This is a genomic window from Sinorhizobium fredii USDA 257 (assembly GCF_000265205.3).
Classification (GTDB): Bacteria; Pseudomonadota; Alphaproteobacteria; order Rhizobiales; family Rhizobiaceae; genus Sinorhizobium; species Sinorhizobium fredii_B.
Map to the genome: position 1 here is coordinate 79,844 of NC_018000.1, position 25,827 is coordinate 105,670.

The 25,827-nt window shown below is 63.9% G+C and carries 23 protein-coding genes, 1 tRNA gene and 2 pseudogenes; 11 read left to right on the forward strand and 15 right to left on the reverse strand.

Annotated elements, in window-relative coordinates:
• Positions 1–57: 57 nt before the first annotated feature.
• Entirely contained in the window at positions 58–771 is a 714-nt protein-coding gene (locus USDA257_RS00370; protein WP_014760880.1) for an anti-sigma factor, read from the forward strand.
• Between the two features lie 66 nt (positions 772–837).
• Here the strand turns inward: USDA257_RS00370 and USDA257_RS00375 are convergent, their stop codons facing one another.
• The 5 genes from USDA257_RS00375 to rpmH form a co-directional block, all read right to left on the reverse strand.
• Positions 838–1,377, reverse strand: a complete 540-nt coding sequence (locus USDA257_RS00375) for a DUF1269 domain-containing protein (RefSeq protein ID WP_014760881.1) — start codon at positions 1,375–1,377, stop codon at positions 838–840.
• Between the two features lie 144 nt (positions 1,378–1,521).
• The gene (yihA, locus tag USDA257_RS00380; protein ID WP_014760882.1) at positions 1,522–2,175 is read right to left on the reverse strand and encodes a ribosome biogenesis GTP-binding protein YihA/YsxC; all 654 of its coding nucleotides are present in this window, start codon (positions 2,173–2,175) and stop codon (positions 1,522–1,524) included.
• A 167-nt stretch (positions 2,176–2,342) separates the two neighbouring features.
• On the reverse strand, positions 2,343–4,121 hold the full coding sequence (yidC, locus tag USDA257_RS00385) for a membrane protein insertase YidC (RefSeq protein WP_174900811.1): 1,779 nt from the start codon (positions 4,119–4,121) through the stop codon (positions 2,343–2,345).
• Positions 4,121–4,519, reverse strand: a complete 399-nt coding sequence (gene rnpA / locus USDA257_RS00390; protein WP_041413699.1) for a ribonuclease P protein component — start codon at positions 4,517–4,519, stop codon at positions 4,121–4,123. Before rnpA ends, yidC begins: the two co-directional genes overlap by 1 nt.
• A 20-nt stretch (positions 4,520–4,539) precedes the next feature.
• Complete coding sequence (rpmH, locus tag USDA257_RS33305) at positions 4,540–4,674, reverse strand: 50S ribosomal protein L34 (RefSeq protein WP_012706673.1); 135 nt, start codon at positions 4,672–4,674, stop codon at positions 4,540–4,542.
• A 325-nt stretch (positions 4,675–4,999) separates the two neighbouring features.
• Between rpmH and USDA257_RS00395 the strand changes: the two genes are divergently transcribed.
• From USDA257_RS00395 to USDA257_RS38260, 6 genes and pseudogenes are all read left to right on the forward strand, one after another.
• Positions 5,000–6,997: a methyl-accepting chemotaxis protein gene (locus tag USDA257_RS00395; protein WP_014760885.1), complete on the forward strand. Its 1,998-nt coding sequence runs from the start codon at positions 5,000–5,002 to the stop codon at positions 6,995–6,997.
• A gap of 195 nt (positions 6,998–7,192) precedes the next feature.
• Positions 7,193–7,989, forward strand: a pseudogene (locus USDA257_RS00400) (TVP38/TMEM64 family protein).
• A gap of 19 nt (positions 7,990–8,008) precedes the next feature.
• Entirely contained in the window at positions 8,009–9,433 is a 1,425-nt protein-coding gene (locus tag USDA257_RS00405) for a dihydrolipoyl dehydrogenase family protein (RefSeq protein ID WP_014760887.1), read from the forward strand.
• Between the two features lie 22 nt (positions 9,434–9,455).
• Complete coding sequence (locus USDA257_RS00410) at positions 9,456–10,937, forward strand: sensor histidine kinase (protein WP_041413701.1); 1,482 nt, start codon at positions 9,456–9,458, stop codon at positions 10,935–10,937.
• Between the two features lie 152 nt (positions 10,938–11,089).
• Positions 11,090–11,166, forward strand: a tRNA-Arg gene (locus USDA257_RS00415).
• Positions 11,167–11,741: 575 nt separating this feature from the next.
• Positions 11,742–11,903 (forward strand): annotated as a pseudogene (locus USDA257_RS38260) (polysaccharide biosynthesis/export family protein); the annotation flags it as partial.
• A gap of 261 nt (positions 11,904–12,164) precedes the next feature.
• Here the strand turns inward: USDA257_RS38260 and USDA257_RS37535 are convergent.
• Positions 12,165–12,602, reverse strand: a complete 438-nt coding sequence (locus USDA257_RS37535; protein ID WP_223843479.1) for a hypothetical protein — start codon at positions 12,600–12,602, stop codon at positions 12,165–12,167.
• Positions 12,603–12,758: 156 nt separating this feature from the next.
• On the opposite strand from USDA257_RS37535, the gene USDA257_RS37540 reads away from it, so the two are divergent.
• From USDA257_RS37540 to USDA257_RS00425, 3 genes are all read left to right on the forward strand, one after another.
• Positions 12,759–12,989 (forward strand): hypothetical protein, encoded by a 231-nt coding sequence (locus tag USDA257_RS37540; protein WP_223843480.1) that lies wholly within the window; start codon positions 12,759–12,761, stop codon positions 12,987–12,989.
• Between the two features lie 94 nt (positions 12,990–13,083).
• Positions 13,084–13,851, forward strand: a complete 768-nt coding sequence (locus tag USDA257_RS33155; protein WP_144051880.1) for a hypothetical protein — start codon at positions 13,084–13,086, stop codon at positions 13,849–13,851.
• Positions 13,852–13,904: 53 nt separating this feature from the next.
• A complete protein-coding gene (locus USDA257_RS00425; RefSeq protein ID WP_041413703.1) occupies positions 13,905–14,819 on the forward strand; it encodes a hypothetical protein in 915 nt (304 codons plus the stop codon).
• A gap of 112 nt (positions 14,820–14,931) precedes the next feature.
• Here USDA257_RS00425 and USDA257_RS00430 read toward each other — a convergent pair whose 3' ends face one another.
• The 8 genes from USDA257_RS00430 to spdA form a co-directional block, all read right to left on the reverse strand.
• Positions 14,932–15,402 (reverse strand): aminoacyl-tRNA deacylase, encoded by a 471-nt coding sequence (locus USDA257_RS00430; RefSeq protein WP_014760890.1) that lies wholly within the window; start codon positions 15,400–15,402, stop codon positions 14,932–14,934.
• Between the two features lie 128 nt (positions 15,403–15,530).
• Positions 15,531–16,208, reverse strand: a complete 678-nt coding sequence (locus USDA257_RS00435) for a methyltransferase family protein (RefSeq protein WP_014760891.1) — start codon at positions 16,206–16,208, stop codon at positions 15,531–15,533.
• 318 nt (positions 16,209–16,526) lie between these two features.
• Positions 16,527–16,958, reverse strand: coding sequence for a DUF1810 domain-containing protein (locus USDA257_RS00445; RefSeq protein WP_161623520.1), 432 nt, complete (start codon positions 16,956–16,958; stop codon positions 16,527–16,529).
• Between the two features lie 47 nt (positions 16,959–17,005).
• Complete coding sequence (locus USDA257_RS00450) at positions 17,006–17,992, reverse strand: aldo/keto reductase (RefSeq protein WP_014760893.1); 987 nt, start codon at positions 17,990–17,992, stop codon at positions 17,006–17,008.
• A 93-nt stretch (positions 17,993–18,085) separates the two neighbouring features.
• A complete protein-coding gene (locus USDA257_RS00455) occupies positions 18,086–18,670 on the reverse strand; it encodes an IMPACT family protein (protein WP_014760894.1) in 585 nt (194 codons plus the stop codon).
• Between the two features lie 244 nt (positions 18,671–18,914).
• Complete coding sequence (gene putA, locus USDA257_RS00460; protein ID WP_041413708.1) at positions 18,915–22,622, reverse strand: trifunctional transcriptional regulator/proline dehydrogenase/L-glutamate gamma-semialdehyde dehydrogenase; 3,708 nt, start codon at positions 22,620–22,622, stop codon at positions 18,915–18,917.
• A gap of 185 nt (positions 22,623–22,807) precedes the next feature.
• A complete protein-coding gene (locus USDA257_RS00465; RefSeq protein WP_014760896.1) occupies positions 22,808–23,116 on the reverse strand; it encodes a YkgJ family cysteine cluster protein in 309 nt (102 codons plus the stop codon).
• Positions 23,117–23,166: 50 nt separating this feature from the next.
• Positions 23,167–23,973, reverse strand: coding sequence for a 2', 3'cyclic nucleotide phosphodiesterase SpdA (gene spdA, locus USDA257_RS00470; RefSeq protein WP_014760897.1), 807 nt, complete (start codon positions 23,971–23,973; stop codon positions 23,167–23,169).
• 205 nt (positions 23,974–24,178) lie between these two features.
• Between spdA and USDA257_RS00475 the strand changes: the two genes are divergently transcribed.
• On the forward strand, positions 24,179–25,213 hold the full coding sequence (locus tag USDA257_RS00475) for a proline racemase family protein (RefSeq protein ID WP_014760899.1): 1,035 nt from the start codon (positions 24,179–24,181) through the stop codon (positions 25,211–25,213).
• A 17-nt stretch (positions 25,214–25,230) separates the two neighbouring features.
• Here the strand turns inward: USDA257_RS00475 and USDA257_RS00480 are convergent, their stop codons facing one another.
• Positions 25,231–25,794, reverse strand: coding sequence for a sel1 repeat family protein (locus USDA257_RS00480; protein WP_014760900.1), 564 nt, complete (start codon positions 25,792–25,794; stop codon positions 25,231–25,233).
• Between the last annotated feature and the right edge of the window lie 33 nt (positions 25,795–25,827).

The window sequence follows — 25,827 nt, forward strand, 5'->3', positions numbered from 1 at the left end:
TTGGCTGATCCTACTAAACCTACGGTGAAATCTCTCCAATCTGAGAGAGAATGAACGATGACGACTCAGAAGCCCGAGAGCGGGGATGCCCGTCGCGACGAGGTGATCGCGGGGGAATACGTGCTGGGCGTACTGTCCGCCGCAGACCGCCGTCAGGTCGAAGCGCGCATGGCGACGGACAGAGACTTCGCGGCGATGGTTCTCCGCTGGCGGAACAATCTCGCCGCCTTCGACTCCGCCGATGAAACGATTGCGCCGTTGCGCGCCTTGCCTTCCGTCGAACACCGGGCGTTCGAACTGCAGGCGGGCGTCGGCGACTCCGTCGGATTATGGAATTCCTTGTCCTTCTGGCGCAGTCTCGCCATTGCCTCCGTGGCCGCCGTCACGGTTCTTGTGATCGCCTTGGCGGGGTTGTTCGGCGGCGGATCGGGCGGCCGGCCGCTCGTGGCCGACCTGGCGGGGCAGGGCAATGCCATAGGTTTCGTTGCCCTGTTCGACGTCGGCTCCGGGCGTTTGCGCTTGACGCCGGTTGCGGCGCGCCAGGACGGGGAGAAATCCCTCGAATTCTGGCTGCTGCGGGGCAACGACCCTGCAATTTCGCTCGGCGTGCTGCCGCAGTCGGGCGAAGGCGAGTTCCGGGTTCCTCCCGCCATGCGGACGAAGATCACCGAAGGCTCGACCCTTGCCGTCAGCGTCGAACCGCGCGGCGGCTCACCGACCGGTTCGCCTAGCGGCCCGTACCTGGCGCGGGGCAGTGCCGGTTATCGCTGAAGTCGCGACCGACCTTCTCCCCGCAAGCCGGGAGAAGGTGTTGCTCTCAGGATGCACGGCAGCGGATCAAAAGGTCCCGGCCTGCGGCGAGGGCGTCTGCGCTTCGGAGAGGGCGGCCTGCAGCTTCTGTTCCTGTTCCGGCGAAAGCGAGGTCTTCAGCACACGGCCGCGGAGCCCGGTGAGTTCGGCCAGAACCTTTTCCGGCTGCACCTTGCGCACCAGGATGAACAGCGCCGAGGAGTTGTTCGGGATCGTGTTGCCGAGCGACTTGATGAAATCGTCGTCGATGCCGTAATCGGCAAGCGAACCGGAAAGAGCTCCGGCCCCCGCGCCGAGCGCGCCGCCGATCGCGAAGCCGGCGAGCGGATTCAGGAAAAGCAACCCGACCAGGCCGCCCCAGAGCGAGCCTGACAGGAGGCCCGAGGCTGCGCCGACTGAGGTAAGGTTGATGCTCTGTTTCAGATGCGCCTTGCCTTCGGTGTCGCGAACCACGACGACCGCGTCTTCCAGATCGATCAGATATTCCTTCTTCAGGCTGTGGAGCTTCAGGAGGACCCGGTCGGCCTCCTCCGGCGCGTCGAAACCGATGACGATCAAGTCGGACATCTCTCTCTCCTCTGACCCTTAAGGCGACGCGCACCCGCCGTCGCCCAGCCAGAAATAGAGCGGCGGGAGCGGCCGGGTAGAGCAGGGCTCAAAGAGTTGCGACAGACTCTTTTCGAAGAGCCTCCGGGGCTGCATAAGCCGGCTTCAGCGCACAACGGCGTGTTCGATCGCAGCGCGCAGTTCTTCGATGCCGTCGCCCTTTTCCGAGGACGTCGACAACACCTCGGGATAGGCAGCCGGCCGCTTCTTGATCTTGTCGAGCGTTTCGGCGATCAGCCGCGGTACACCGGCGGCCTTGATCTTGTCGGTCTTGGTCAGCACGATCTGATAGGAGACCGCCGCCTTGTCGAGGAGCGACAGCACCTCCTCGTCGTTCTTCTTGATGCCGTGGCGGGCGTCGATCAGCACATAGACGCGCTTCAGCGTCGAGCGGCCGCGCAGATAGTCGAAGACGAGCTTCGTCCAGGCATCGACCTGTTCTTTCGGCGCCTGGGCGTAGCCGTAGCCCGGCATGTCGACGAGCGCCATCGGCGGCAGGTCGTCCGCCTCGCCGGAATAGCCGTCCGGCACGAAATAGTTGAGTTCCTGGGTGCGTCCGGGCGTGTTGGAGGTGCGGGCGAGGCCCCTGTGGCCGACGAGCGCATTGATCAGCGACGACTTGCCGACATTGGAGCGTCCGGCGAAGGCGATCTCCGTCGGCCCCTCCGGCGGCAGGAACTTCATCGCCGGCACGCCGCGGATGAAGATCCACGGCCGGCCGAAGACACTGGAGGCGTTCTGATTGTTGTTACCGGACATGTCCTGACGTTCCTTTTTGCCGGGCCGGCATCAGGCTTTTAGGCCCGCTTGTCAAGCGCGGCCGCGCCTGGTGGCGTCCCTGCTAGTTGCCGTTCCATCAAAAGGAAAGGCCCCGGATCACCTTTGATCCGGGGCCCCAATGGCTGCGGAAGGAGCGAAGGTGCGAGCTATTCCGCCGGCTTCGGTCTCTTCGCGAAGAGCGACTTCAAATTGTCGAAAAGCTCGATCCTTACGCCCTGGCGCTTCATGATGATCGACTGCTGGGCGATCGACAGGGTGTTGTTCCAGGCCCAGTAGATCACCAGACCCGCCGGGAACGACGCCAGCATGAAGGTGAAGACCAGCGGCATCCAGGTGAACAGCATCGCCTGGGTCGGATCCGGCGGCGTCGGGTTCATGCGCATCTGCAGGAACATGGTGATGCCCATGACGATCGGCCAGACGCCGAGATGCAGGAAGGCCGGTCCGTCGAACGGCAGCAGGCCGAAGAGGTTGACGATCGTCGTCGGATCGGGAGCGGAAAGGTCCCTGATCCAGCCGAAGAACGGCGCGTGGCGCATCTCGATGGTGACGTAGATCACCTTGTAGAGCGCGAAGAAAACCGGAATCTGGATCACGATCGGCCAGCAGCCGGCCAGCGGGTTGATCTTCTCGTCCTTGTAGAGCTGCATCATCGCCTGCTGTAGCCCCATGCGGTCGTCGCCGAACTTCTTCTTCAGCTCCTCCATCTTGGGCTGGACCTTTTTCATGTTCGCCATCGAGGCATATTGCTTGTTGGCGAGGGGGAAGAAGATCAGCTTGACGACGATCGTGGTGATCAGGATCGCGATGCCGAAATTGCCGAACAGACGGAAGAAGAAATCCATCATTTTGAACATCGGCTTGGTGATGAAGTAGAACCAGCCCCAGTCGATCAGCTTGTCGAAGTTCGGGATCGCGTAGGCCACTTCGTAATTATCGACGACCGGCACTTCCTTGGCGCCGGCGAAGACGAGGTTCTTGACCTCCGCGGATTGGCCCGGCGCGACCGTGATGGCATCGCTCTTGTAATCGCTCTGGTAACGTGGGCGGCCGTCGGCGAAATGCGAGAAGCGGATATCGAAGGGCGTCTCCTGCGGCGGGACGATCGTCGCGGCCCAGTACTTGTCGGTGATACCCAGCCAGCCGCCCGTCGACTTGCCCGGTTCGACCGGCTGGTCGTCTTCAACTTTCGAGTAGCCGACCTCCTGCAGGCCGTTGTCGCCTGCGACCCCGATGAAGCCTTCGTGAAGCACATAGATGCTCGGCGTCGTCGGCTTGTTGAAGCGCGTGACGCGGCCGTAGGAGGAAAGCGAGACCGGAGCGGAGGTCCCGTTCTTGATGCTGTCGACGATCTGGAACATGTAATGCTCGTCGACGGAGATCGTCCGGGCGAAGGTGATGCCCTTGTCGTTCGTGTAGGTGAGGGTGACCGGCGTTGCAGGCGTCAGCTTGTCGCCGCCCGAAAGCGTCCAGACGGTCTGCGGGCCGGGTACGGAGCCGGTCGCGTCGCCGCCGATATAGCCGATCTCGGTAAAATAACCGTCCGCGGTTTCCGCTGGGCTGAAGAGCGTGATGACCGGGCTCTTCGGATCGACCGTCTCGCGGTAATCCTTGAGCTTCAGGTCGTCGAAGCGTGCACCGGTCAGGTTGATGGAACCGGAAAGCGCCGGCGTGTCGATCGCGACACGCGCAGACTTGGCGACGGCCTGGTCGCGGTTTTCGCCGGGGACCACGCCACCGGGCAGCCCCTGGCCGGGCGTGGCCTGCTGGCCGCCCTGCTGGGGCTGTGCCTGCTGTGTCTGCTGGGCTTTTTCCGCAGCAATCCGGTCCTTTTCCATCCTTGGATTGACATAGAAGAACTGCCAAGCGACGAGGATCAGCACCGAGAGCGCTATCGCCACGAAATAATTGCGGTTGTTTTCCATCATGGTTTCCTGGAACCGGCCGGCGGCCGCTTCGGTTTCGGCTTGTTTTCGATGCGATCCTGCAAGGCGCGGGTCAATGCGTCAAAAGGCACGTTCAGGAGATCGCGTCGGGCGACAATCACATAGTCGTGTCCGGGTTTCATTGCAAACCCGGCGGAAAGCCGCACGGCTTCTTTGAGGCGTCGGCGCATCCGGTTTCGCTCGACGGCATTGCCGTGTTTCTTGGTAACGGTGAAGCCAACGCGGGCTTCGCCTTCCGGATCGTTGCGGTCAAGCACTTCAAGGAGGAAGTGCGGCCCTTTTCGGGCTTCTCCGGCCCTGACGGCCAAAAACTGCGGACGGCTTTTCAGCCGTCCGACAGTGATCTTGTCTTTTTCTGACGTCATGTGCCCAAACAATGCTTTCGGGCAGCTTCAGCTCAGGCCGAAAGACGCTTGCGGCCACGAGCCCGGCGGGCTGCGAGAACCTTCTGGCCACCCTTGGTGGACATGCGTGCACGGAAGCCGTGACGGCGCTTGCGAACAAGCTTGGACGGTTGGTAGGTACGCTTCATTTATTTAATACCGCGGTGTGCGGCCCTTCTTGGGTTTGCAAATTGCAAGAGCGTTTACGTTACCGGGCACAGCTCCGCCTTTCGGGCAGCTTGACCGGACGTGCGCGGCTTATAAGGACAAATGCCCAAGAAAGTCAATTCCCGCCGCGTTCTTGCAGGGGGCCGACCAAAGACGCGGCTCCGGGGAGGCCGGTATCGCGCTCAGCCAAATTTCAGCGAAGTCATGAGCCCTTTTTTAACCACACGCATTTTAGAATTAACTAATGAGTGTATACCGTGCGCCTGTGCCCGCCAAGCGCGAGCAACAGGGAGGGGAGCAGGAAAAATGAGAATTCGCGGAAAGATTTATCTGATCGTCGGCATCATGAGCCTGTTGGCAATCGCCATCACCGGCATGTCCCTGCTGATCGTATCCAAGTACAACGACGAGCTCGGGCAATTCCAGAACGCCTCCGAACGAAGCTTCAAGGGCGAGCGCCTCAATCGTCTGGTTACCGCCGTCGTCATGGAATCGCGCGGGGTTTACGCCGCGTCGACGATCGAGAAGGCCACGCCCTTCGCCGAGGGCATCATCAAGAACCTCGACAAGATCGACGCGCTTTTGAAGGAATGGCGCCCGCTGGTCCCGGCCGACAGGCTTGCGGCCTTCGACGCTGTGGCCAAACGCGCCGATGAATTCAAGGCGTTCCGAACGGAAACCGCTCGCCTCGGCCGCGAGGTGTCGCCGCAGGCAGCCAACGAGCAGGGCAACAATGAGGCCAATCGTGCCAACCGCAAGGCGTTCCAGGCGGAGATCGACGTCGTCGTCGATGCCGACCGCGAATCCCTTCAAGCCATCACCAACGGCATCGCCGCCTTCGAAAGCGCAGTCGTCCTCATCGTCCTCGGCATTGCCGGCCTCGGCATGGCTGCCGGTATCGGCGCAGCCTTCTACATCGGCACCAACCATCTCAGCCAGCCGATCGTCGACCTGACCGGCAGGATGAAGCTGTTGGCCGGCGGCGAGCTCTCGGTCGACGTGCCCTTTGCCGGGCGCAAGGACGAGATCGGCGACATGGCGGCGGCCGTCGAAGTCTTCAAGCGGAACGGGCTTGCGGTGCGCGAGCTCAATGCCCAGGAAACGGCGCTGCGCGAAAAGAGCGCTGACCTGCAGTCGAGCATCGGCATCGTCGTCGCGGCCGCCGCCGCCGGCGACTTCACCCAGCGGATCGGCAAGGATTACGACAACGACGATCTGAACCGCTTCGCCGCGAGCGTCAACGAGCTCGTCGGCAGCGTCGACAGTGGCATCGCCGAAACGCGGCGGGTGGTCGCGAGCCTTGCGGCAGGCGATCTGACGCAGAGCATGGAAGGCCACTTCCAGGGCGCCTTCGCCGAACTGCAGGAGAATGTCAACGAGACGTTCTCGACCCTGCAGAAGACCATGCGCGAAGTGCGCTCGACGACCGATTCGATCAACGGCAACGCATCCGAATTGCGCTCGGCCGCCGACGACCTGTCGAAGCGTACCGAGCAGCAGGCCGCCGCGCTCGAGCAAACCTCCGCCGCCCTCGACGAGATCACCGCCGCGGTGCGCAGCTCGACCGAGCGGGCGCACGAAGCGACTCTGATGGTGACGGAAGCGAAGGAAAATGCCGCCGAATCCGCCTCCGTCGTCCGCAACGCCATCGACGCGATGGGTCGCATCGAGCAGGCCTCGAGCGAGATCGGTCAGATCACCAACGTCATCGACGAGATTGCCTTCCAGACGAACCTGCTGGCGCTGAACGCGGGCGTCGAGGCGGCGCGCGCCGGTGACGCCGGCAAGGGTTTCGCCGTCGTCGCGCAGGAGGTCCGTGAACTCGCCCAGCGCGCCGCCAGCGCCGCCAAGGACATCAAGGCGCTCATCTCGAAATCCGGCAGCGAGGTGGCGACCGGCGTCAAGCTGGTGCAGGCGACTGGAGCCGCCCTCGACGAGATCGAGACGCGCGTGCTGAAGATCAACGACCACATCCATTCGATCGCCACCGCCGCGCGCGAGCAGTCGACGGGGCTGGGCGAGGTGAGCACCGCCATCAACCAGATGGATCAGGTGACCCAGCGCAATGCCGCCATGGTCGAAGAAGCGAATGCAGCGACGCACAAGCTCTCCGCCGAAGCCAACGGTCTTGCCACCCTCATCACCTATTTCAAGGTCGATCGCGAGCCGGCCCGGGCAATCACGCCTGCAAGGGAGATGAGCCGCCCGGTCGCATCGCCCGCCCGCCGCATGATGGGAACGGTTGCCCGCGCCTTCGGCGGCGGTTCGGCCGCCGCGGCCCGCAGCGATTGGGAAGAGTTCTGAGCCGCCAGAGCGGCTAGAGCCAATCGACGCCAAGGAGCCCGCCGGCAGCCGCCGGCGGGCTTTCCTGTCTCACGGCAACGTGAGTTGTCATTGCCGTCCGTTCACGCTGTCGTTTAAGGGCGCGACCATTCTTTACTGGTCGGCGGCCCGGAGTCCTTCTAAATCAAGGAGTAAGTCACGCCGAAAGCAAAGTTCATGAGCCATGGTGTCAGCAACAGGGCGGAAGAAGAAACGGCCCTGCGCGCCCGTCTGGGCCAGAAGGATGGCACATCGGGAGAGAGCCGGTCGCTCTGGCGGGCCGTGCCGCTTGCGCTGCTGATCGCGGGCGGAGTTGCGTGCTACGCCCTCGGGCTGCAGAACCATGTTTCGCTGTCGGCGCTCGTCCATCATCAGGAGGCGCTGAGCATTCATGTCGATGCCTATCCCGTCCGCTCCGGCCTGGCTTTCTTTTTGTCTATGTCGCGGCGGTGGTCCTCTCGATCCCCGCGGCATCGGTTCTGACGATTGCTGCCGGATTTCTGTTCGGCCCCTTCCTTGGCGGCACGATCACGGTGCTTGCCGCTACCTTGGGCTCGAGCCTGTTGTTTGTCGCTGCGCGCGGCGTGCTCGGCGATCTCTTGCGTCGGCGTGCCGGACGCTTCGTGGAGCGTCTCGCGGAAGGGTTTCGGCGCAATGCGTTCCTTTATTTGTTGGTCTTGCGGCTGGCGCCGATCTTTCCATTCTTCATCGTCAATATCGCGCCCGCTTTCTTCGACGTGAAGCTGCGCACCTTCGTCGCCGCCACTCTTCTCGGCATCGTTCCAGCAACCTTTGCCTATGCGTGGCTGGGCTGCGAACTCGATGACGTGATCGCGCGCGCCGGCGAGAGCGGTCACGCACTGTCGCTTTCGGATTTTGCCACCAAGGAAATTTCGCTGGCTCTTCTCGCGCTGGCAGTGATTGCGACATTGCCTCTGGCCTACAGGGTAATAAAGTCACGTCGACAAGGCTGACGGCGAAAAGGGCGGTGGCGTGGGGAACATACTCAAACCGGACATCTGCGTGATCGGCGGCGGTGCGGCCGGCCTGTCGGCTGCCGCCGGTGCGGCCGCTTTCGGTGTATCCGTCGTTCTTGTCGAACAGGGTAAGATGGGCGGCGATTGCCTGAACTATGGCTGCGTGCCGTCGAAGGCCCTGATCGCGGCGGCCAGGCAGGCACAGGCGATGCGCCAGGCCGGCGAGTTCGGCCTGGTGGCGGCGGAACCCTTCATCGACGGCGAAAGGCTGCAGGCTCGCATCCGCTCGGTGATCGAGGGTATCGCGCCGCATGATTCCATCGAGCGCTTCTTGGGGCTCGGCGTAGAGGTCATCCAGGGATCAGCCCGTTTCGTCGATGACCGGACCGTCGCCGCTGGCGATCATCTCATACGGGCCCGGCGTTTCGTCATCGCCACGGGTTCCTCACCCGCCATTCCGCCGATCGCGGGATTGGCGGAGACGCCTTACCTTACCAACGAATCGCTGTTCGAGGTCATGCCCGTGCCACGACATCTCGTCGTCGTCGGCGGTGGACCATTCGGGCTCGAAATGGCCCAGGCCCATTGCCGATTGGGAGCCCGCGTCACGGTCGTCGAGAGGGCGTCTGCGCTTTCGAAGGAGGATCCGGAACTGAAAGCGGTCGTCCTCGATGCGGTGCGGTCCGAAGGCACCGTCCTTCACGAAGGCACCGTCATTCGCTCGGTCGAGCGTGATGACGATGGGGTCCGGCTGCACTGCGAACATCAAAGCGGGCGGTTCGATATCGAGGGCAGCGAGCTGTTGCTGGCTACAGGCCGCGTTGCCAATTATGGCGCGCTCGACCTCGGCGCGGCCGGCATTCGTCACGATGCGGAGCGGATCCACGTCGGCGCGGACCTGCGTACGAGCAACCGCCGCGTCTATGTGATCGGCGATGCGGCCGGGGGTCTGCAGTTCACACATGCGGCGAGTTACCACGCCCGGCTCGTCCTGCAGCAGATCCTCTTCCGTCTGCCGTCGCGCGAGGTCCGGGCCATCGTGCCGCGGGTCACCTTCACGGACCCGGAAATTGCCCAGGTCGGCCCGACCGAAGACGAGGCACGCGCAAGCTTCGACGCAATCGAACTGGTTCGCTGGGACCTGTCGGGAAACGATCGGGCCCGAACCGATGGCCTGGGGCGGGGAATGGTCAAGATCGTGGTCGGCCGAGGCGGGCGGATTCTTGGTGCCGGTATCGCCGGTGCCGGCGCAGGCGAGATGATCAATCTCTGGTCCTTTGCCATTGCCAACCGGCTGACGCTCAAGAATTTTCGCGACTATGTCGCGCCCTATCCCACCCTATCCGAGATTGGAAAACAGGCGGCGATCTCCTATTATTCTCCAATGGCGCGAAATCGTTTCGTTCGCTCTGCGATCCGCTTATTGCGGTGTTTCGGCTGAGGGCAAGGAATAGTCACTGGTGATGGTAGAAGACGCACGTCCGGCCAATGAAGGTGCGCCGCCGCGAGCGGCCGTCGGATTTCTGCGCGGGCTCTCCGGCAAGCTCCTGCTGCTGACGATCGCTTTCGTCATGCTGGCGGAGGTGCTGATCTTCGTACCGTCCGTCGCCAATATGCGGCTCCGCTGGCTAGAGGACCGGCTGAACACCGTGGCTGCCGCTGCGGTCGTCGTCGACGGGCTGCAGAATATAGAGCTGCCGCGCCCCGTGCAGCGCGAGACCCTGATGGCAACCGGCACCAAGGCGATCGTCATCCGCCGCAAGGACGCCTCGCGGATGATCGCGACCGTCGACATGCCTCCGGCGATCGACGGCGAGTACGACATTGCCAATTTCAGCGCCCTCGGCGCGATCCGCGACGCTTTCGATACGCTGCTTTTCGGCGGCAACCGCATCATGCGCGTCTATGGGCCGCTCGGCGAGAGCGATGCGACGATCGAGCTGGTGATGAAGGATGCGAGCCTGCGCAAGGCCATGCTCGTCTACTCGCGTAACGTCTTCCTGCTGTCGATCGTCATTTCGCTGATCACCGCGGCACTGATCTTCCTCGCCATCAACCGCATGCTGATCGTGCCGATCAAGCGCTTGACGGCGAGCATGCAGGAATTTTCCGACGAGCCCTCCAGTCCGGAACGCGTCCTTGTGCCGCCGGACGGCGGGGACGAACTCGCGGTCGCCGGTCAGCACCTCGCCAGTATGCAGCGCGAATTGCAGAAGACCTTGAAGCAGCAGAAGAGCCTCGCCGAGCTCGGCCTCGCCGTTTCGAAGATCAACCACGACATGCGCAACATCCTGTCCTCGGCGCAGCTCATTTCGGACCGGCTGGCCGATGTCGACGATCCGGTGGTCAAGCGCTTCGCGCCGACGCTGCTCAGAACCATCGACCGCGCCGTCGGTTACACGCAGGAGGTGCTCTCTTATGGGCGCACAGCCGAGGCCGAACCGCACCGCCGCTTCGTGGCACTCCGCCCGCTTGTCCAGGATGTCGGCGAACTCTTGGCAGTCGATCGCCAGAGCGGCATTGAATTCGATGTCCAGATCCGCGACGAGATCATGGTCGATGCGGACAGCGAGCAGCTTTTCCGCGTCGTTCACAATATCTGCCGCAATGCCGTTCAGGCGCTGGCGAACCATCAGCCCGAGGACGGCCGCTCGAGGATGATTTCCGTCTCCGCTGTCCGCACGGGCAGCGTCGTGACGATCTCGATCGAAGATACCGGCCCCGGCATGCCGGCCAAAGCGCGAGAAAACCTTTTCGCCGCCTTCCGCGGTTCGGCACGCTCCGGCGGCACCGGGCTCGGCCTGGCGATCGCCCGCGAACTGGTGCTCGCCCATGGCGGCACCATCGCGCTCGTCGAAAAACCGACCCCCGGCACGCTGTTTCGCATCGAGCTGCCGGACCGCCCGGTGCGGCTCGACGCCTTCCGCGCCAAAGGGCGCTCCTGAATTCTCCGTTGCGGCGGGGGTGCTGCCGCACGGCGTTTGCGGCCCATCCGCCGCCGTTGCAAAAATGAAGTTTTTTGCCGAAAGGCGCTTGCAATCCCCGAAAGGACCCTTTAGAGGATCGCCACGCAAGCGGTGGTCACCGCTTCAGGCACGCACCCGTAGCTCAGCTGGATAGAGCACCAGACTACGAATCTGGGGGTCAGGAGTTCGAATCTCTTCGGGTGCGCCATTTCCAAGTGTTATTGCCACGCTATTTTGCCTCCTTGGCTATTACGTTGCCTTTGAGGCAGTTTTATTGACCTATCTGCCATGCCTACAGCGCCGTGCGTCTCTTCAGACGCACAAAGGTCGCTGTACTTTGAGGCGGGCCTCCTCCCTGCGTAAGGATCGAACGAAAAGCGCTCATAACTTAAGCCTAACGAGGTATCGCAGTCAGGTGATGGCGGCGAGTTAATCAAAATTGGGGATAGGCCCTAGCCTCATTTGAAGCTCACCGCTGCGGACTGGCTTTGGTAATCTGAACGTTATGCTTGAGAATCATCAGCGCTGCGCACGTATAGCTTTCGTGCCAGTGGCGCATGACCGGAGGGGTATACGATGGCTCTTGCAAAAACGTCCGAGGCGACGGGCGAGAGCGCTACATCCCCCTGTGGCGACGGACGAACCACGGCAGCTCCATGCTATCGCGCTCGGGAGGCCTCCTTTAGGGCTACGCTCCGTTTGATCCCGTTCTGCCTCTTTATGCTGCTTGGAACTCCCGCAAAAGATCAAACAGCAACTGACGACAGGCTCGCCCCGCAAGACATGGTCGAAATACGCGTTTCGGGATGGCATGCCTTGCTTGGCGGTGTCGTCGAGGCGACGCTGCTTAACGACACTTTTACGATCGGGACAGCCGGAACGCTGGAACTTCCGGAAATCGGGCGTCTGCCAGCGGCGGGTCTACGAGCGAGTGAACTGGCGAAGCTGATAGCCGATCGCTTGCAAGCCAGAAGCGGCAGCCAAGAACGCCCAGTCACGACTGTCCACCGACGAACGCCGGCTTCCGACGTGCAGTCATCGCGCGCGACCAAACGTGTCGAGGGGCGCCCGCCAGCGGAACAACAGCGCAGGGTAGAGCCGGCGACGGAGCTATTGCAAGCTCTGGAACGAGAACGGTTCAGGGCAGACGCTCTACTTCGTAACCTGGCGGCCGGGCGCAAGGATCTCGAAGCTGCTCGCGCAGAATCACGCGCCGCGCGGCAGGCCGCACAAAACGATGCATTCCAATACAAGCGGGATCACGCTGCGGAGCGTCAACTGCGTGCCACCCTGACGCAGGAACTCAGTGCCGCGCGGGCCGATCTCAAAGCGATGAGCATTCAACGCGAGCAGGCAGCGAATGCGGTGGTGCGAGCGAGGGAGGCCGCGGAAGCTGCGGTCAACGAGGCTCATGAGATGGCTGCGCGCGAACGCGCCAAGGGCGCCGCGCTGGAGCAGAAGCTCCTCGCGGCGCGCGGGGAAGTCGCCGCAATCAAGAACGCTGCGCAAACGGTTGCTGATGACCGTGAGGAAACGCTCCGCCGGGATCTGGCCGCGGCCAGGAGAGACCTTGATGCGATGCGGCGCACCGCCGCCGAGGCCGGCTCTCAGGCGCGAAGAGCGGCCGATCTGACGGCTGAACAAGGGCGAGCTCTTGAAGGGCAGCGCCAACGAGCCGAAGGGCTTGCGCGCGATCTGACGGCGGCATTGCGCGAGATGCAGGATTGGCGGGCCAAAGCCGCTGGAGCAATTCGATCGAAGGCTGCCGCGCTCAGAGCGCGACACGCTGCGGAGGTATCCTTGGCTGATGCGAGACGCGCGGTCGATGAGGAACGGCAAAAGCTTGCAACCTACGAAGCCGATCTTGCCGCCGCCCGCCAGTCGATCGCCGCCCTGGACGCCAGCGCCAAGCTGGCCGCGACAGAGCGGGCCACCGCGGCTGAGGCTCAAAAGGCTGCCGAGGCCGCCGCAACGCGGGCTGGCGAAGCACTCGCCTTCGGAGGTCGAGAAGGTAAGGGAGATCGCGCGTGATCTTCATGCCGCTCGCCAGGAACGCGACGCGGCAAGGGAGGAATTGAGCCGGGTCTCAGCGGCTCAGAACAAGACGTTAGAGGACGAGCGCGTAGTGCGCCAATCGACCGCCGCCCTGGAGGCCCGCGCTAATCTGGCTGCGACAGAGCGGGCCGCCGCGGCTGAGGCTCAGAAGGCTGCCGAGGCTGCGGCAAGGCGTGCTGGCGAAGCGCTCGCCTTGGAGGTCGAGAAGGGAAGGAAGTTCGTGCGCGATATCGACACTGCTCGCCGGGAACGCGACGCTGCAAGGGAAGCGTTGAGCCGGGCTTCAGCGGCTCAGAACGAGGCATTGGAGGACGAGCGCGTGGTGCGCCAATCGGCCGCTGCCCTGGAGGCCCGCGCCAAGCTGGCCGTGTCAGAGCGGGCCGCCGCGGCTGAGGCTCAGAAGGCTGCCGAGGCGGCGGCAAGGCGGGCTGGCGAAGCGCTCGCATTGGAGGTCGAGAAGGGAAGGAAGCTCGCGCGCGATCTCGATACTGCTCGCCGGGAACGCGATGCGGCAAAGGACGAACTGAGCCGGATCCCATCGGAGCGGCGGGAGGCGTTGGACGACGAGCGGGATCGGACGAAGAATCGCGATCTGCCAGCGGCAGGGAGGGAAAATGAACGCCGGATGACGGCTATCGAGCGTGTACCGAAGGTGGGCGCCGGTAATCGCGCCAGTCACGGCGCAAAGGCCATTGCACGGACGGCCGCCCGATCGGTCCGCGAACCGGAATCGCGGGGAATCCGCAGGGTGGAGGTCCGCAAGCCAAGGCGATCGATGACGGTCGCGCTCCCCGACGAGTTGCTTCCTAAGCGGTCGCCGATGCCTGGGCGCTGGTAGAGAAGTAGAATGCATTTCAGAGGGCTGCTTAGGCCCAGATGAGGAACCTGGTGATGCGCAAGTACTTAGCAGCCACATTCTTGATCGCAGTTGCAATCGGCCCCGCTTCGGCTCTTGACATCCGTGGCGGCGCCAAAGTCGGCCCCGTCGGGGTCAGCACCAGTGTGGGGCTTGGCAAGAAGGGCGCCTCGGCAGGGATCGGCGCGGACGTCGACAAAGTGGGCGGAGCAAAAGCCGGAGCCTCGGCCGGCAAAAAGGGGACCTCGGCCGGGATCGGTGCGGATGTCAACGGAGTAGGTGGAGCAAAGGCTGGAGCCGCGATCGGCAGCAAAGGCATCTCGGCAGGGTTTGGAGCGAATGTCAACGGAGTGGGCGGTGCGAAAGCTGGGGCTTCGCTCGGTACGAACGGGGGATCGAGCGCTGGCGTGGCCGGCAATGTCGGGCGTGCCAATGGCGGAGTTTCGGCCGGTGCCGGTTCGACAGGCGGGTTGTCCAGCGTTGGGGGAGCGTCCGCTGCTCGGGGGAATGCTTCAGGTGGTTGGGCCGCAGGGACCTCGGGGCGTGGCAGTGCCACTACGATCATCCGCTTCGCTCCCGCAACGAGCGCACGACCCATCGTCCTGCCGCGGATCCTTTGGCCGTTGAAGGCGAAGCGCGCCCAACACGAGCGAGGCGAATGGGGTTACCCCTTGCGATTCCCGTTGTCGCTTGCAGCGATTCCGGGTACCCCACCTGCCGTGGTCCGCGTCTGCCGTCGGGCAATCGCGTCGGCTGCGTCGCCGCTTGGCGCCCTGCAGGTGCGTGCGGCAAGCGCCGGTTCCCTGCTGCGGCATCGGAGCGGTGCGCTCACGGCTCCGCTTGCGGTGAGCATAGACTATCGAGGTCAACACGGCGTCGAAGTCCGCCAGGCGCGAATCCGGTGCCGCCTCGATCCGTCTGGCAGGGTCACCGCCGTGATTGCTCCATGACTCGGCCGCTTAGAGTCTTTCCTGTACCTGCAGGAAGTGCAGCGTCGCGTCACGAGACACCGCGGCAACATTTGCCCGCGATGCCTCGGAGAACCCGTAAACTCGACCCACTTCAGCCGGGATGGCTGAAGCGGGCCACCTGCGCATCTCTCGTCAGATTGCGGAAGCTGGTGCCGCTCATGTGCACCAGCGTTCTATGGTCGCCACCCTCGAAATAGACGTCGTTGGCCTTGTCGAGGCTCTCGTCGAGGATGACAGGGACGCCATAGGCCGATCCGATGGGCGGTACCGCGCCGATCTCGCAATCGTTAAAGAGCGTGCTGACCTCCTCCTCCGAGGCGAGGCCCAGACGCCGGTTCATGACATCCTGCAGCGTCGAGAGCTCGACCCGGTGCGTGGCCGGTACGACGGCGAGCACATAGCCCATCTCGTGGTGTACGACCACGGATTTGGCCAACCTGTTGCCAGGAACATGGGCGGCCTCAGCCGTCTGGCTGGTCGTTGCGGTACGGTTGTGAGGGACGGTGTCGTAGTCGATGCCCTCGGTCTCGATATAGTTCTGGAGTTTCCTTGCGATCGTCATCGTAGGCGTCCCTTCTGTAAAGTGGTGACGCAGAAAGGAATTATTCTGCCCTGATCGTCTGCGGAGTCAACGATGAATGGGCGCGGCGGGTCCTGGCGACTTGCGGACGGGAACGTTCCTGACGTTCGTCACCACACGAACGGAATGAGCCGATAGCGCACCCGTTCCGCATATTCGTCGTATCCCGCAAGGCCGGCGCGGAGCGCCTTTTCCTCGATGCCGACGCGGATGGCGAGCAGGGCCGCGAGCCCCAATGCAGCCAGCAGCCCCCACCAGGAGCCGAGCAACAGCGACGTGCCGGCGACGAAAAGCAGGCTGCCGCTGTAGAGAGGATGGCGGACATAACGATAGGGGCCGGTGGTGATCACCCTCTGTCCACGCTCGCTCTGCACCTTCACCACCGGTGCGGCGAAGCTGTTTTCGCGCAGAACCCGATAGTTGAAGCCGATGGAAAGAACGAGCAGCAGCGCCCCGGCGGCCTGTGCCCATGGTGGTACCGCCGACCACTCGAATCGAGCGGCATCGAGCGCCATGAAGGCGAAGGCGCCGAACAGGAAGAGGAGAAGCACGGTGAGGAGCACCTTGTCGGCCTTCGGCTGGTCCTTCTGGATGGGCGCCGACAATCGCTCCTTGAGCAGTGCCGGATCGTGCCAGGCCAGCAGCAGCCCGGTGACCAGCGAAAGTGCCAGCATGATGGCGAGGTAAATCCACGCGGCCGGCCAGGCGAAGGTTCCGGCCGAGGCGAAGAGAACGGCTCCCATGATCCCGAACCAGATGAGGGTCTGGACGATCAATCTGGCGACCATCAGTGAGCTCCTTGCAATGCCTATACGCCCCGACCGAGTGTTCTCAAACTAGCGTCGCAGTGGGGCACGTTTGCGGCAAGCCCCGGTGCCCATTCTCGGCGCGTTCACGATGTTGTGCATGAGACGCGTCTCAAAACCCCTGCGTCGGATTCCCACATGATTCCCGTTGGTAAGCCATCCAGGAGAAAGGAGGGGCTTGAGTGTATCGCTATATGATGAAGGAGTTGATGCTGATCATCGCTGGTCTGATGGCCTGTGCCCTTCTGATGCTGCTCGTCACGCAGATCTCGGTCGCATCGCTTTGAGCTTGGCCGGCATTCAGATCCTGCCGAGAATTTCCCTCGTTCGAGGATCCCTGGCACCATTGTAATAATGGTCGAGCGCCCTTGCGAAAGCGCCGACGGTCGGGTCGGCGGCCTCGAAGAGCGTCATCGACGAGCGGAACTTGAGATCGTCCGGCCGGCCGAAGATGTCCAGTGCGCTGCGCCCGGTTACTGCATTCACGGCTTCCGTGCATTCGAGAAGGCGCCGGCCGAGGAGTGGGTGCCTGAGATAGACCCGCGCCTCATCGACATTCGAGATCGCGTAGCGCTGCGCCATCGGGGAATGGCCGAGGCCCTGGATCTGCGGGAAGATGAACCACATCCAATGGGTCCGCTTGGCGCCGGCGCGAAGCTCCGCCAGCGCGGTCTCATAGACGCATTGCTGCGCCTTGACGAAACGCTCGAGATCGGAGGCTTCGCTCATCATGGCCTTGCCTTGGGCCGGAATGCCGGGAAGGCGGCGCCTTCGCCACCTTACCACCGCTGATGAACATGAACCTTGATCAGCCGCTCGTAAAGTGCGGCGATCGCGTCCATGGCCGCTCCGTCGATCGGTGCAAGGGCGCTTGCTGCCGCATTCGATTGAGCCTGGACGGCGTTGCGGGCGCCGGGAATGACGACGGAAACGGCCTCCTGCGCGAGGATCCAGCGAAGCGCGAACTGCGCCATCGGCACATTCGCCGGCACCAGAGCACGCAACTGTTCAACCGCTTCCAGCGCTGCCTCGAACGGCACGCCGGCGAAGGTCTCGCCGACGTCGAATACTTCGCCGTGACGGTTGAAGTTGCGGTGGTCGTCCGCGGCGAAGACCGTGTCCCTGCCGATCTTGCCGGAAAGCAGGCCGGAGGCGAGCGGCACGCGAACGATGATGCCGACATTCTTCTTCTTCGCTTCGGCGAAGAAGAGATCGTGCGGCCGCTGACGGAAGATGTTGTAGATGATCTGCACCGTGGCGATGCCCGGATATTCGATCGCCTTCAGGGCCTCCTCGACCCTCTCGACCGAGACGCCGTAATGGCGGATCTTGCCCTTGGTCACCAGCTGGTCGAGTGCGCCGAAGAGCTCCGGGCGGTAGTAGACGTCCGTCGGCGGGCAGTGGAGCTGGACGAGATCCAGCGCCTCGACGCCGAGATTCTTGAGGCTGCGGTCGATGAAGGCCTCGATATTGCCGCCCGTATAGCCGTCGGCGACATGCGGGTTGAGCCGCCGCCCGGCCTTGGTGGCAACGAGGGGCTTCTCGCCGCCGCGTTCCTTCAGCACCGCGGCGATGATCTTTTCCGAGCGCCCGTCGCCATAGACGTCAGCCGTGTCGATGAAGGTGACGCCGTTGTCGAGCGCGGCGTGAAGGGCGCGCCTGCCGTCCTCCTCGCTGACGTCGCCCCAGGAGCCGCCGATCTGCCAGGCGCCGAATCCGATCTCCGAAATCCTTGCGCCCGTCCGTCCCAAAATCCTCGTCTTCATCTGAAGGCCTCCTCGATCACTTGTCGTCGTGGCGGCGCCACGCCGGTTTATCGATCATTTGTATGATGATTGTGAGGCCGAGGAAAAGAGCGCTCAGCTTTGAAGCGTTACGATCGCCCTGCCGCGACTGAGATCACTCACGAGCGCGAGGGTTGCTTCCGCCACGTCCTTGCGCAGGTCGATTGCCAGCACCGCACCGGTGTCGGTGAAACTTTCGCTGGCGATCGCGACGCCGCGGGCGGTGAGCCGGGCCTTGATCAGGGCGAGATCGGCGAAGTCGCAGGCGATCGTGACACGCAGCGTCTCGACGAGCTCGACCTTTTCCGCCGTCCTGAGGCAGAGTGCGGCGGTGCCGCCATAGGCGCGGATCAGCCCGCCGCTGCCCAGCAGGACGCCGCCGAACCAGCGCGTCACCGCGACCACGACCCGGTCGAGCGACTGACCGTCGATCGCCGCGAGGATCGGCTTGCCCGCCGTGCCGCTCGGCTCGCCGTCGTCATTGAAGCGGTAGGTCTGGCCGATGCGCCAGGCCCAGCAATTGTGATTGGCGCCCGGAGCGGAATGTGCTGCGAGGAAAGCCTTGGCCGATTGCTCGTCGTCGATCGGACCGGCGATCGCCAGAAAGCGGCTCTTCTTGATTTCCTGTGTGGAGGTCTCGATGCGCTGGAGCGTGAACATCCGCTTCTTCCGTTTGGAATGCTGATAACGGAATGACGGCGCTTGGTCATCTGTCGTCGATTGGCGGGGCGCAACGGGGGCGTTGAGACATCGCCCTCCCCACCCCCCCCACGAGGGGAGGGGCTTGGTGTCCGCTGCGGCCGACTGCCATGCTCGAAAAATCGAGCCTGCTGCAACGCCCAGAACAGTGGAGAGTGTGCGGCAGGTTAAACCCTCCCCTTGTGGGGAGGGCAAAGCCAGAGGCTCAGCCGATCGCCATCAGGCTGGCATTGCCGCCGGCGGCGGCGGTGTTGATCGAGGTGGAAACCTCCTCGACCAGCCAGTTCAGGCAATAGGCATCCGGATTGCGGGCGATTTCCTCGCCCGATGCGGCCTGGACCAGCAGGAGCGGACCCGGCAAGGCGGCGATCGCCTTGTTAACCTCGCGGATGCGTTCGGCATCGCCTTCGACGAGCGCGCCGGCAAAGGGGCCGTCGGCCGTCCAGTCCTTCGACCAGGAGACGCGCAGCGCGACGCTGTGCGGCAGGTTTTTCAGCGTGGCCTGCAGGCCGGAGGCCGCATCGACGACGACGCTGTTGCCGGTTGCGAGCGCCGCGGCGAGCTGGTGGTAGAGCCCGCTCTCTGTCGCCGGCACCGCGAGGATGCGGCCGCGCGGATGCAGCGCATAGAGATTGCGCTCGCCGACGGGCCCGGGGAGTTCCAGATCCATTCCGAGCGCCGAGGTGCTGCCGGCATTGCGTGCGGCTTCCGCCTCCGCCGTGGCGCCCTTGCCGTCGAGCCACTTGGCGAAATCGAGCAGCGTCGGGTCGGTATGCACCGAGCTGTGCTGCGGCGGCACCGGGGCGGTCGTTACCAGCCGGCCGAGATAGAGCGGCCCGCCGGCCTTCGGTCCGGTGCCGGAAAGGCCGCGGCCGCCGAAGGGCTGCACGCCCACCACCGCGCCGATGATGTTGCGGTTGACATAGAGGTTGCCGGCCTTGATGCGGCTCGTCACATGGGCGATCGTCTCGTCGAGGCGCGTGTGCAAGCCGAAGGTCAGCCCATAACCGGTGGCGTTGATGTCGTCGACCAGTCGGTCGAGAGCGTCGCGGCGGTAGCGGATGACGTGCAGCACCGGCCCGAAGACCTCGCGCTGCAGATCGGAGAGCTTCTCCAGCTCGATGATCGTCGGCGGCACGAAGGTGCCCTTTTCCGTCTCGGCGGCAAGGCCGATCTGCTCCACCTTGCGGCCAAGTCCGCGCATCCGCTCGATGTGTTTCTCGATGATGTCCTTCGCCTCGGCCGAAATGACCGGGCCGACATCCACTGAAAGACGGTCAGTGCGACCGATATCCAATTCGTGCAACGCGCCCTTCAGCATTGTCAGGGTACGATCGGCGATATCCTCCTGCAGACAGAGCACCCGCAGCGCCGAGCAGCGCTGGCCGGCGCTGTCGAAGGCGGAAGCGATGACGTCGCCGACGACCTGTTCGGCAAGCGCCGAGGAATCGACGATCATCGCGTTCTGGCCGCCGGTTTCGGCAATCAGCGGGATCGGCCGGCCGGCGGGCGAGAGCCGCTCGGCGAGCTGTGCCTGAATGTGCCGCGCCACCTCCGTAGAGCCGGTGAACATCACGCCCGCCGTCTCGGGCGCCGCAACCAGTGCGGCGCCGACCCGGCCCTCGCCCGGCAGGAACTGCAGCGCACTTGCCGGAACACCGGCCTCGTGCAGGAGGCGCACGCCTTCGGCGGCGATCAGCGGCGTTTCTTCGGCCGGCTTGGCAAGCACAGGATTGCCGGCGACAAGGGCGGCGGCGACCTGGCCGGTGAAGATGGCCAGCGGGAAGTTCCACGGGCTGATGCAGACGACGGGGCCGAGCGCCTTATGGCCCGGACCGAGGGTGCGGCGCGTCTGTTCGGCGTAGTAGCGCAGGAAATCGATCGCCTCGCGCACCTCGGCAATGGCGTTCAGCAACGACTTGCCCGCCTCGCGGACGATCAGCCCGAGAAGCGTCGGCATGCGCGCCTGCATCAGATCGGCGGCGCGGTCAAGGCAGGCGGCCCGTTCGGCCGGGGGAACGGCAGCCCAGCTCGGGACCGCTTCGGCGGCAAGGCGAGCGGCCCGTCGAGCATCCTCTTCAGAAGTCTCGGCGACCGAGCCGACGACGTCGCGATGGTCGCCCGGGTTCGCGACGGGGCGCGTTTCGCCGTCAGCCGAGCCGGCGGCGAGTTGCGGTGCTGCCGTCCAGGCGATGGTGGCGCTTGCCTTGAGCGTCTCGGTCAGGGAGGCGAGCGCCGCCTCGTTGGAAAGATCGAGGCCGGCGGAATTCGTGCGCGCAGCGCCGAAGAGCTCGGCCGGCAGCGCTATTTTCTCGTGCTTCGCGCCGACGACCGGCATGGCGCGGACGATTTCCACCGGATCGGTGACCAGTTCGTCGATCGAGACGTTAGGATCGGCGATGCGATGCACGAAGGAGGAATTGGCACCGTTCTCGAGCAGGCGGCGGACGAGATAAGCAAGCAGCGTTTCGTGCGTGCCGACCGGCGCATAGATACGGCAGGGGCGGCCGAGATTCTCGCGACCGACCACTTCTTCATAGAGCGGCTCGCCCATGCCGTGCAGGCACTGGAACTCGTATTTGCCGACGTGAAAGTCCTTGCCGGCCATGTGGTAGATGGTGGCAAGCGTCTGGGCATTGTGGGTGGCGAATTGCGGGAAGACCACGTCGGTCGCCGAAAGCAGCTTGCGGGCACAGGCGACATAGGAGACGTCGGTGTGGATCTTGCGGGTGAAGACAGGAAAGTCCTCCAGCCCGTCGAGCTGCGCGCGTTTGATCTCGGCGTCCCAATAGGCGCCCTTGACGAGCCTGACCATGATGCGCCGGCCGGCCCGCCGAGCCAGATCGATGAGGAAGTCGAGCACGAAGGGGCAGCGCTTGCCATAGGCCTGCACGACGAATCCCAAGCCGTTCCAGTCGGCGAGATCCTTGTCGAGGCAGAGGTCCTCCAGAAGATCGAGCGACAGTTCCAGCCGGTCGGCCTCTTCGGCGTCGATGTTGAGACCGATATCGTATGTCTTGGCGATGAAGGCGAGGGCCTTCACCTTTGGCAGCAGTTCGCTCATCACCCGCCCTGCCTGCGAACGCGAATAGCGCGGGTGCAGGGCCGAGAGCTTGATGGAGATGCCGGGGCCTTCATAGATGCCACGCCCGTCCGAAGCCTTGCCGATGGCGTGAATGGCGTTCTCATAGTCCTTGTAGTAGCGCTTCGCGTCGGCGGCGGTTGTCGCCGCTTCGCCAAGCATGTCGTAGGAATAGCGAAAGCCCTTCTGTTCGAGTGCGCGCGAGCGACGCAGCGCCTCGTCGATCGTCTCGCCGGTGACGAACTGTTCGCCCATCATCCGCATCGCCATATCGACGCCGCGGCGGATCACCGGCTCGCCGCAGCGGGAGATCAGCCGCGTCAGTGCCGCGGCGAGGCTGCGGTCGTTGACTGTTGAGGTCAGCTTGCCGGTGACCACCAGGCCCCAGGTGGCGGCGTTGACGAAGAGCGAGCGGCCGCCGCCGAGATGCGACTTCCAATTGCCGTCGGCAATCTTGTCGCGGATCAGTGCGTCACGGGTTGCCGTGTCCGGAATGCGCAAGAGCGCTTCGGCAAGGCACATCAGCGCCACGCCTTCCTGGCTCGAAAGCGAGTATTCCTGCACCAATCCTTCAACGCCTGAACCTGAATGCTTGGCACGCAGCGCCTCGACCAGCTTGCGGGCGGTCCTAGCGGCGGCGTCCTGCGTTTCCCGGGGCAGCGCTGCGGCCTCGACGAGCGGCGGCAGGCATTCCGTCTCGGGCCGGCGATAGGCGGCCGTGATCGCCTGGCGTAGCGTGCTCGGGGGCCGAATCGGCGGCGCGAAGTCGGTAAACGGCACAGGGGCGGCGTCGGTTGTGACGGTTGGTTTTTGAAGCTGGGTCTGGCTCATCGAACGCGGTCCTCCACGCGGGGTAGCAGGCGCCTTGCGCCCTAAAATTCGTGGCCGAAAATACGCTTTCATTCGCCGAACATCCATCCGGCAAATTCGCCCTGCTGCAGGATGTTTCTCTATGTAGATCGGCCTGGCGGGTGAAACATGCGGGTGACGCAGAAATGACCCGGATGTTCCCATGTTCAAGCCGCCGCGCCGAAATGGCGTTGGCGGGCCATCAGGCATTCGTCGTCTCCCGGCATGCAGGTCCGGCAGACGATCGGTCGCATGGCGTAGACCTTGCAGGCGACGAATTTGCCGAGCGTGCCTTCGAGCGCCGTGCAGCGCTCGTTTTCGCAGCGCATACCGCCAAGGTCGGCTGCGACGTAGTCCGCCGGTATTCGCTCGAGCTCCTCTTCCGTTTCCATCGAGAAACGCGGCCACTCGGCCGAATAGGCGCAACAGGCGCCGCAGCTCTGACAATCGAAGTCCTGGATGGGAGAAATAGTCATGGGCCTAGCCTAGCACGAAGCCGTAAGCGTCGAAATGGCCAAGCCGGTTCTCACGCCTCTACCGCATCGCGCCTGGCGATCTCATAGTCCTCGGTATGCACCAGCACGCCGTCGGCGGTGATCACGGCGATGCCGTAGGCCGCCGGCTCGTCGACGGACAGCGAGGCGTCCGGTATGTCGAACGGCATTGGCTGCTGGTGGACCGGACTCTTGAAGATCGAGAACGGAATGCCGCGGCTGGAACCGCTGATGGTGCGATGCACGTGGCCGGCGAAGATGTGGCGGACATTGCCGTGCCGTTTCACGAGCCCGTAGAATTGCTCCTCGTTGATGAGTCGGATCATGTCGATACCCGCAAATCCGCTGGCATGCGGCGGGTGGTGCATGAAGATCAGAACCGGCCGGTCGCCGGCGCTGCCGAGCTGTCTGTCGAGCCAGACGAGGCGCCTTTCGCACAGATGGCCGGCATGGCTCATCGGGTAGTCGTAGGGTGGCGCAAACAGCGTATCGAGCAAAACGGCACGGCAATCGGCAAAATCGATCACCTGCTGCACGAAGCCATTTTCGTCTGTCGCAGCCTCCGGGAACACCTCCAGGAAAACCTCGCGCCGATCATGATTGCCGAGCATGATGGCTGCAGGAGGGATCAGTTCGGAGAACAGGTCTTTCAACCGTTCATAGGACGCGCGGTCCGCCTGGTGCGTGAGGTCGCCTGCAAAAACCACCCGATCCGCATCCGCATGGTAGCGGTTGACATGGGTGATGCCGTTGGCGAGCCGCCGATAGGGGTCGATCCCGATGATCGTCGTGCCGTCGGGAACCATATGAAGGTCGGTAAAGACGATGAATTTTGTCATGGGCGGGCGTCGCAATAATGCATAAGCCACGCTCCTCCGCTTGCGTTCGACGGTCAAGCGGCATCTTTGGGCTGGTCGCGGTGATGCTGTTGCGCCCAGAGCCGACAGGCGATCTCTTGCGGCTCGAGCATGAACGCGCTATGGGTCAGCTTACGGCTCTGATATATCAGTTTGCCCTTTTGACGCGATATCCGGAGATACGGTGATGAGATGGAAGCGCACGATCCAGTTGCTGGACGTTCACTGCGAGGGCGAGATCGGCAAGGTGGCGATCGGCGGCGTGCCGAAGATCCCGGGCAACACGATCGCCGAGCAGCTGAACCACATCAACACGGTGGATGACAGCCTGCGCCGCTTCCTCTGCCTAGAGCCGCGCTCCGGATCGATCGGTTCCGTCAACCTGCTGGTGCCGCCGAAGCGGCCGGAGGCGGATGCCGGCTTCATCATCCTGCAGGCCGACCAGGCCCATGCCATGTCTGGTTCCAATTCGATCTGCGTGACGACGGCGCTGCTCGAATCCGGAATGATCGAGATGAAGGAGCCCGAAACCGTGGTGATGCTCGATACGGCGGCGGGCCTCGTGAAGGCGACAGCCACCTGCCGCGACGGACGCTGTGAGCGGGTAAAACTCACCATGGTGCCGTCCTTCGTCCAGGAACTGGATGTCGAGGTGGACACGCCAGAATGGGGCCGCATCAAGCTCGATCTCTGCTTCGGCGGCGTGTTCTACGCGCTGGTCGATGTCCGCCAGATCGGCACCACGATCGACAAGGCGAATGCCCGCCGGATCGTCGAAGCGGGTATGGCTCTGAAGGACATCGTCAACCGCGCGCTGCCGGTGGTGCATCCGGAAATCCCCGAGATCAAGGGCGTTGCCTATGTGATGTTCCGCGATACAGAAGCTGACGGAACCGTCAGAACCTGCACGACCATGTGGCCGGGCCGCGTCGACCGTTCGCCCTGCGGCACCGGCAGTTCGGCCAATCTCGCCACGCTCCATGCGCGCGGCAAGGTCAAGCCGGGGGACGTGCTGAAATCCCGCTCCATTATCGGCTCGGAATTCGAAGTGGGCCTCGAAGCCGTAACGACGGTCGCCGGGCGGGAAGCGATCATCCCGACCATTTCCGGCCGGGGCTGGACCTTCGGTCTGCATCAGGTGGCGCTCGATCCGTTCGATCCGCTCGCCGATGGCTTTGCACTGACCGATACCTGGGGCCCCCAGGCGGGCGAGATCCGGTAAAACCAGGCTGTGCGCGCTCACTGGAGCTCGTTCGTCTGCGCCCGTTCGAACCACTGCGCCGCCAAGGCGCCGTCGGCTCGCGTGCCGACGCCGTCCCGATAGGCGGCGGCGAGATTGTGGGCGGCGACGACATTGCCCGCTGCCGCGGCGCGCTGGTAAAGATCGAAAGCCGCTTCCGCCTCGCCCCGCTCGACGAGCCGCGTTCCGTACATAGCCATCGCCAGCGCATGGCCGTTTTGCGCGGCCTCGCCGAGAACTCGAAGCGACTTCAGCTTCTCGCCGGCCCGGTCGAGAACGCGGGCAAGCTGGAACTGCGTCCGCGCACCGCCATTCTGGTTGTAGGCCTCGCGGCAGGCAGACAGCGCAACACCGATGCGGATATCGTGCGTTGCCACGGCCGGAAAGGCCCTGTTGCGCTCGAGATCGAGGTCGCTGCCGGCTTCCCGGTCGCACTGTTCGGCGGCCGAGAGCTCGGCGGCGCTTGCCGATCGAGCCGCGATCGTGGCGAAGGACAGAAGCATCGCAGCTGCAAGCAGTGACGCGCTTGCGATGCGAATGGGCGGCTTGATATGGCTATCCATGGTACTCTCCCTTATCCGTCCACTATCCTAGAA

Excerpts from the sequence above, each read along its gene's own strand:
- USDA257_RS00425 (WP_041413703.1), top strand. The coding sequence starts at position 13,905 with ATGCGCAAGTACTTAGCAGCCACATTCTTGATCGCAGTTGCAATCGGC.
- USDA257_RS00410 (WP_041413701.1), top strand. The coding sequence starts at position 9,456 with ATGGTAGAAGACGCACGTCCGGCCAATGAAGGTGCGCCGCCGCGAGCG.
- USDA257_RS00455 (WP_014760894.1), bottom strand. The coding sequence starts at position 18,670 with ATGTTCACGCTCCAGCGCATCGAGACCTCCACACAGGAAATCAAGAAG.
- USDA257_RS00370 (WP_014760880.1), top strand. The coding sequence starts at position 58 with ATGACGACTCAGAAGCCCGAGAGCGGGGATGCCCGTCGCGACGAGGTG.
- USDA257_RS00430 (WP_014760890.1), bottom strand. The coding sequence starts at position 15,402 with ATGACGATCGCAAGGAAACTCCAGAACTATATCGAGACCGAGGGCATC.
- USDA257_RS00435 (WP_014760891.1), bottom strand. The coding sequence starts at position 16,208 with ATGGTCGCCAGATTGATCGTCCAGACCCTCATCTGGTTCGGGATCATG.
- rpmH (WP_012706673.1), bottom strand. The coding sequence starts at position 4,674 with ATGAAGCGTACCTACCAACCGTCCAAGCTTGTTCGCAAGCGCCGTCAC.
- yihA (WP_014760882.1), bottom strand. The coding sequence starts at position 2,175 with ATGTCCGGTAACAACAATCAGAACGCCTCCAGTGTCTTCGGCCGGCCG.
- USDA257_RS00375 (WP_014760881.1), bottom strand. The coding sequence starts at position 1,377 with ATGTCCGACTTGATCGTCATCGGTTTCGACGCGCCGGAGGAGGCCGAC.
- putA (WP_041413708.1), bottom strand. The coding sequence starts at position 22,622 with ATGAGCCAGACCCAGCTTCAAAAACCAACCGTCACAACCGACGCCGCC.
- USDA257_RS00465 (WP_014760896.1), bottom strand. The coding sequence starts at position 23,116 with ATGACTATTTCTCCCATCCAGGACTTCGATTGTCAGAGCTGCGGCGCC.
- spdA (WP_014760897.1), bottom strand. The coding sequence starts at position 23,973 with ATGACAAAATTCATCGTCTTTACCGACCTTCATATGGTTCCCGACGGC.
- USDA257_RS00475 (WP_014760899.1), top strand. The coding sequence starts at position 24,179 with ATGAGATGGAAGCGCACGATCCAGTTGCTGGACGTTCACTGCGAGGGC.
- USDA257_RS00445 (WP_161623520.1), bottom strand. The coding sequence starts at position 16,958 with ATGATGAGCGAAGCCTCCGATCTCGAGCGTTTCGTCAAGGCGCAGCAA.
- USDA257_RS00395 (WP_014760885.1), top strand. The coding sequence starts at position 5,000 with ATGAGAATTCGCGGAAAGATTTATCTGATCGTCGGCATCATGAGCCTG.
- USDA257_RS00480 (WP_014760900.1), bottom strand. The coding sequence starts at position 25,794 with ATGGATAGCCATATCAAGCCGCCCATTCGCATCGCAAGCGCGTCACTG.
- yidC (WP_174900811.1), bottom strand. The coding sequence starts at position 4,121 with ATGGAAAACAACCGCAATTATTTCGTGGCGATAGCGCTCTCGGTGCTG.
- USDA257_RS00450 (WP_014760893.1), bottom strand. The coding sequence starts at position 17,992 with ATGAAGACGAGGATTTTGGGACGGACGGGCGCAAGGATTTCGGAGATC.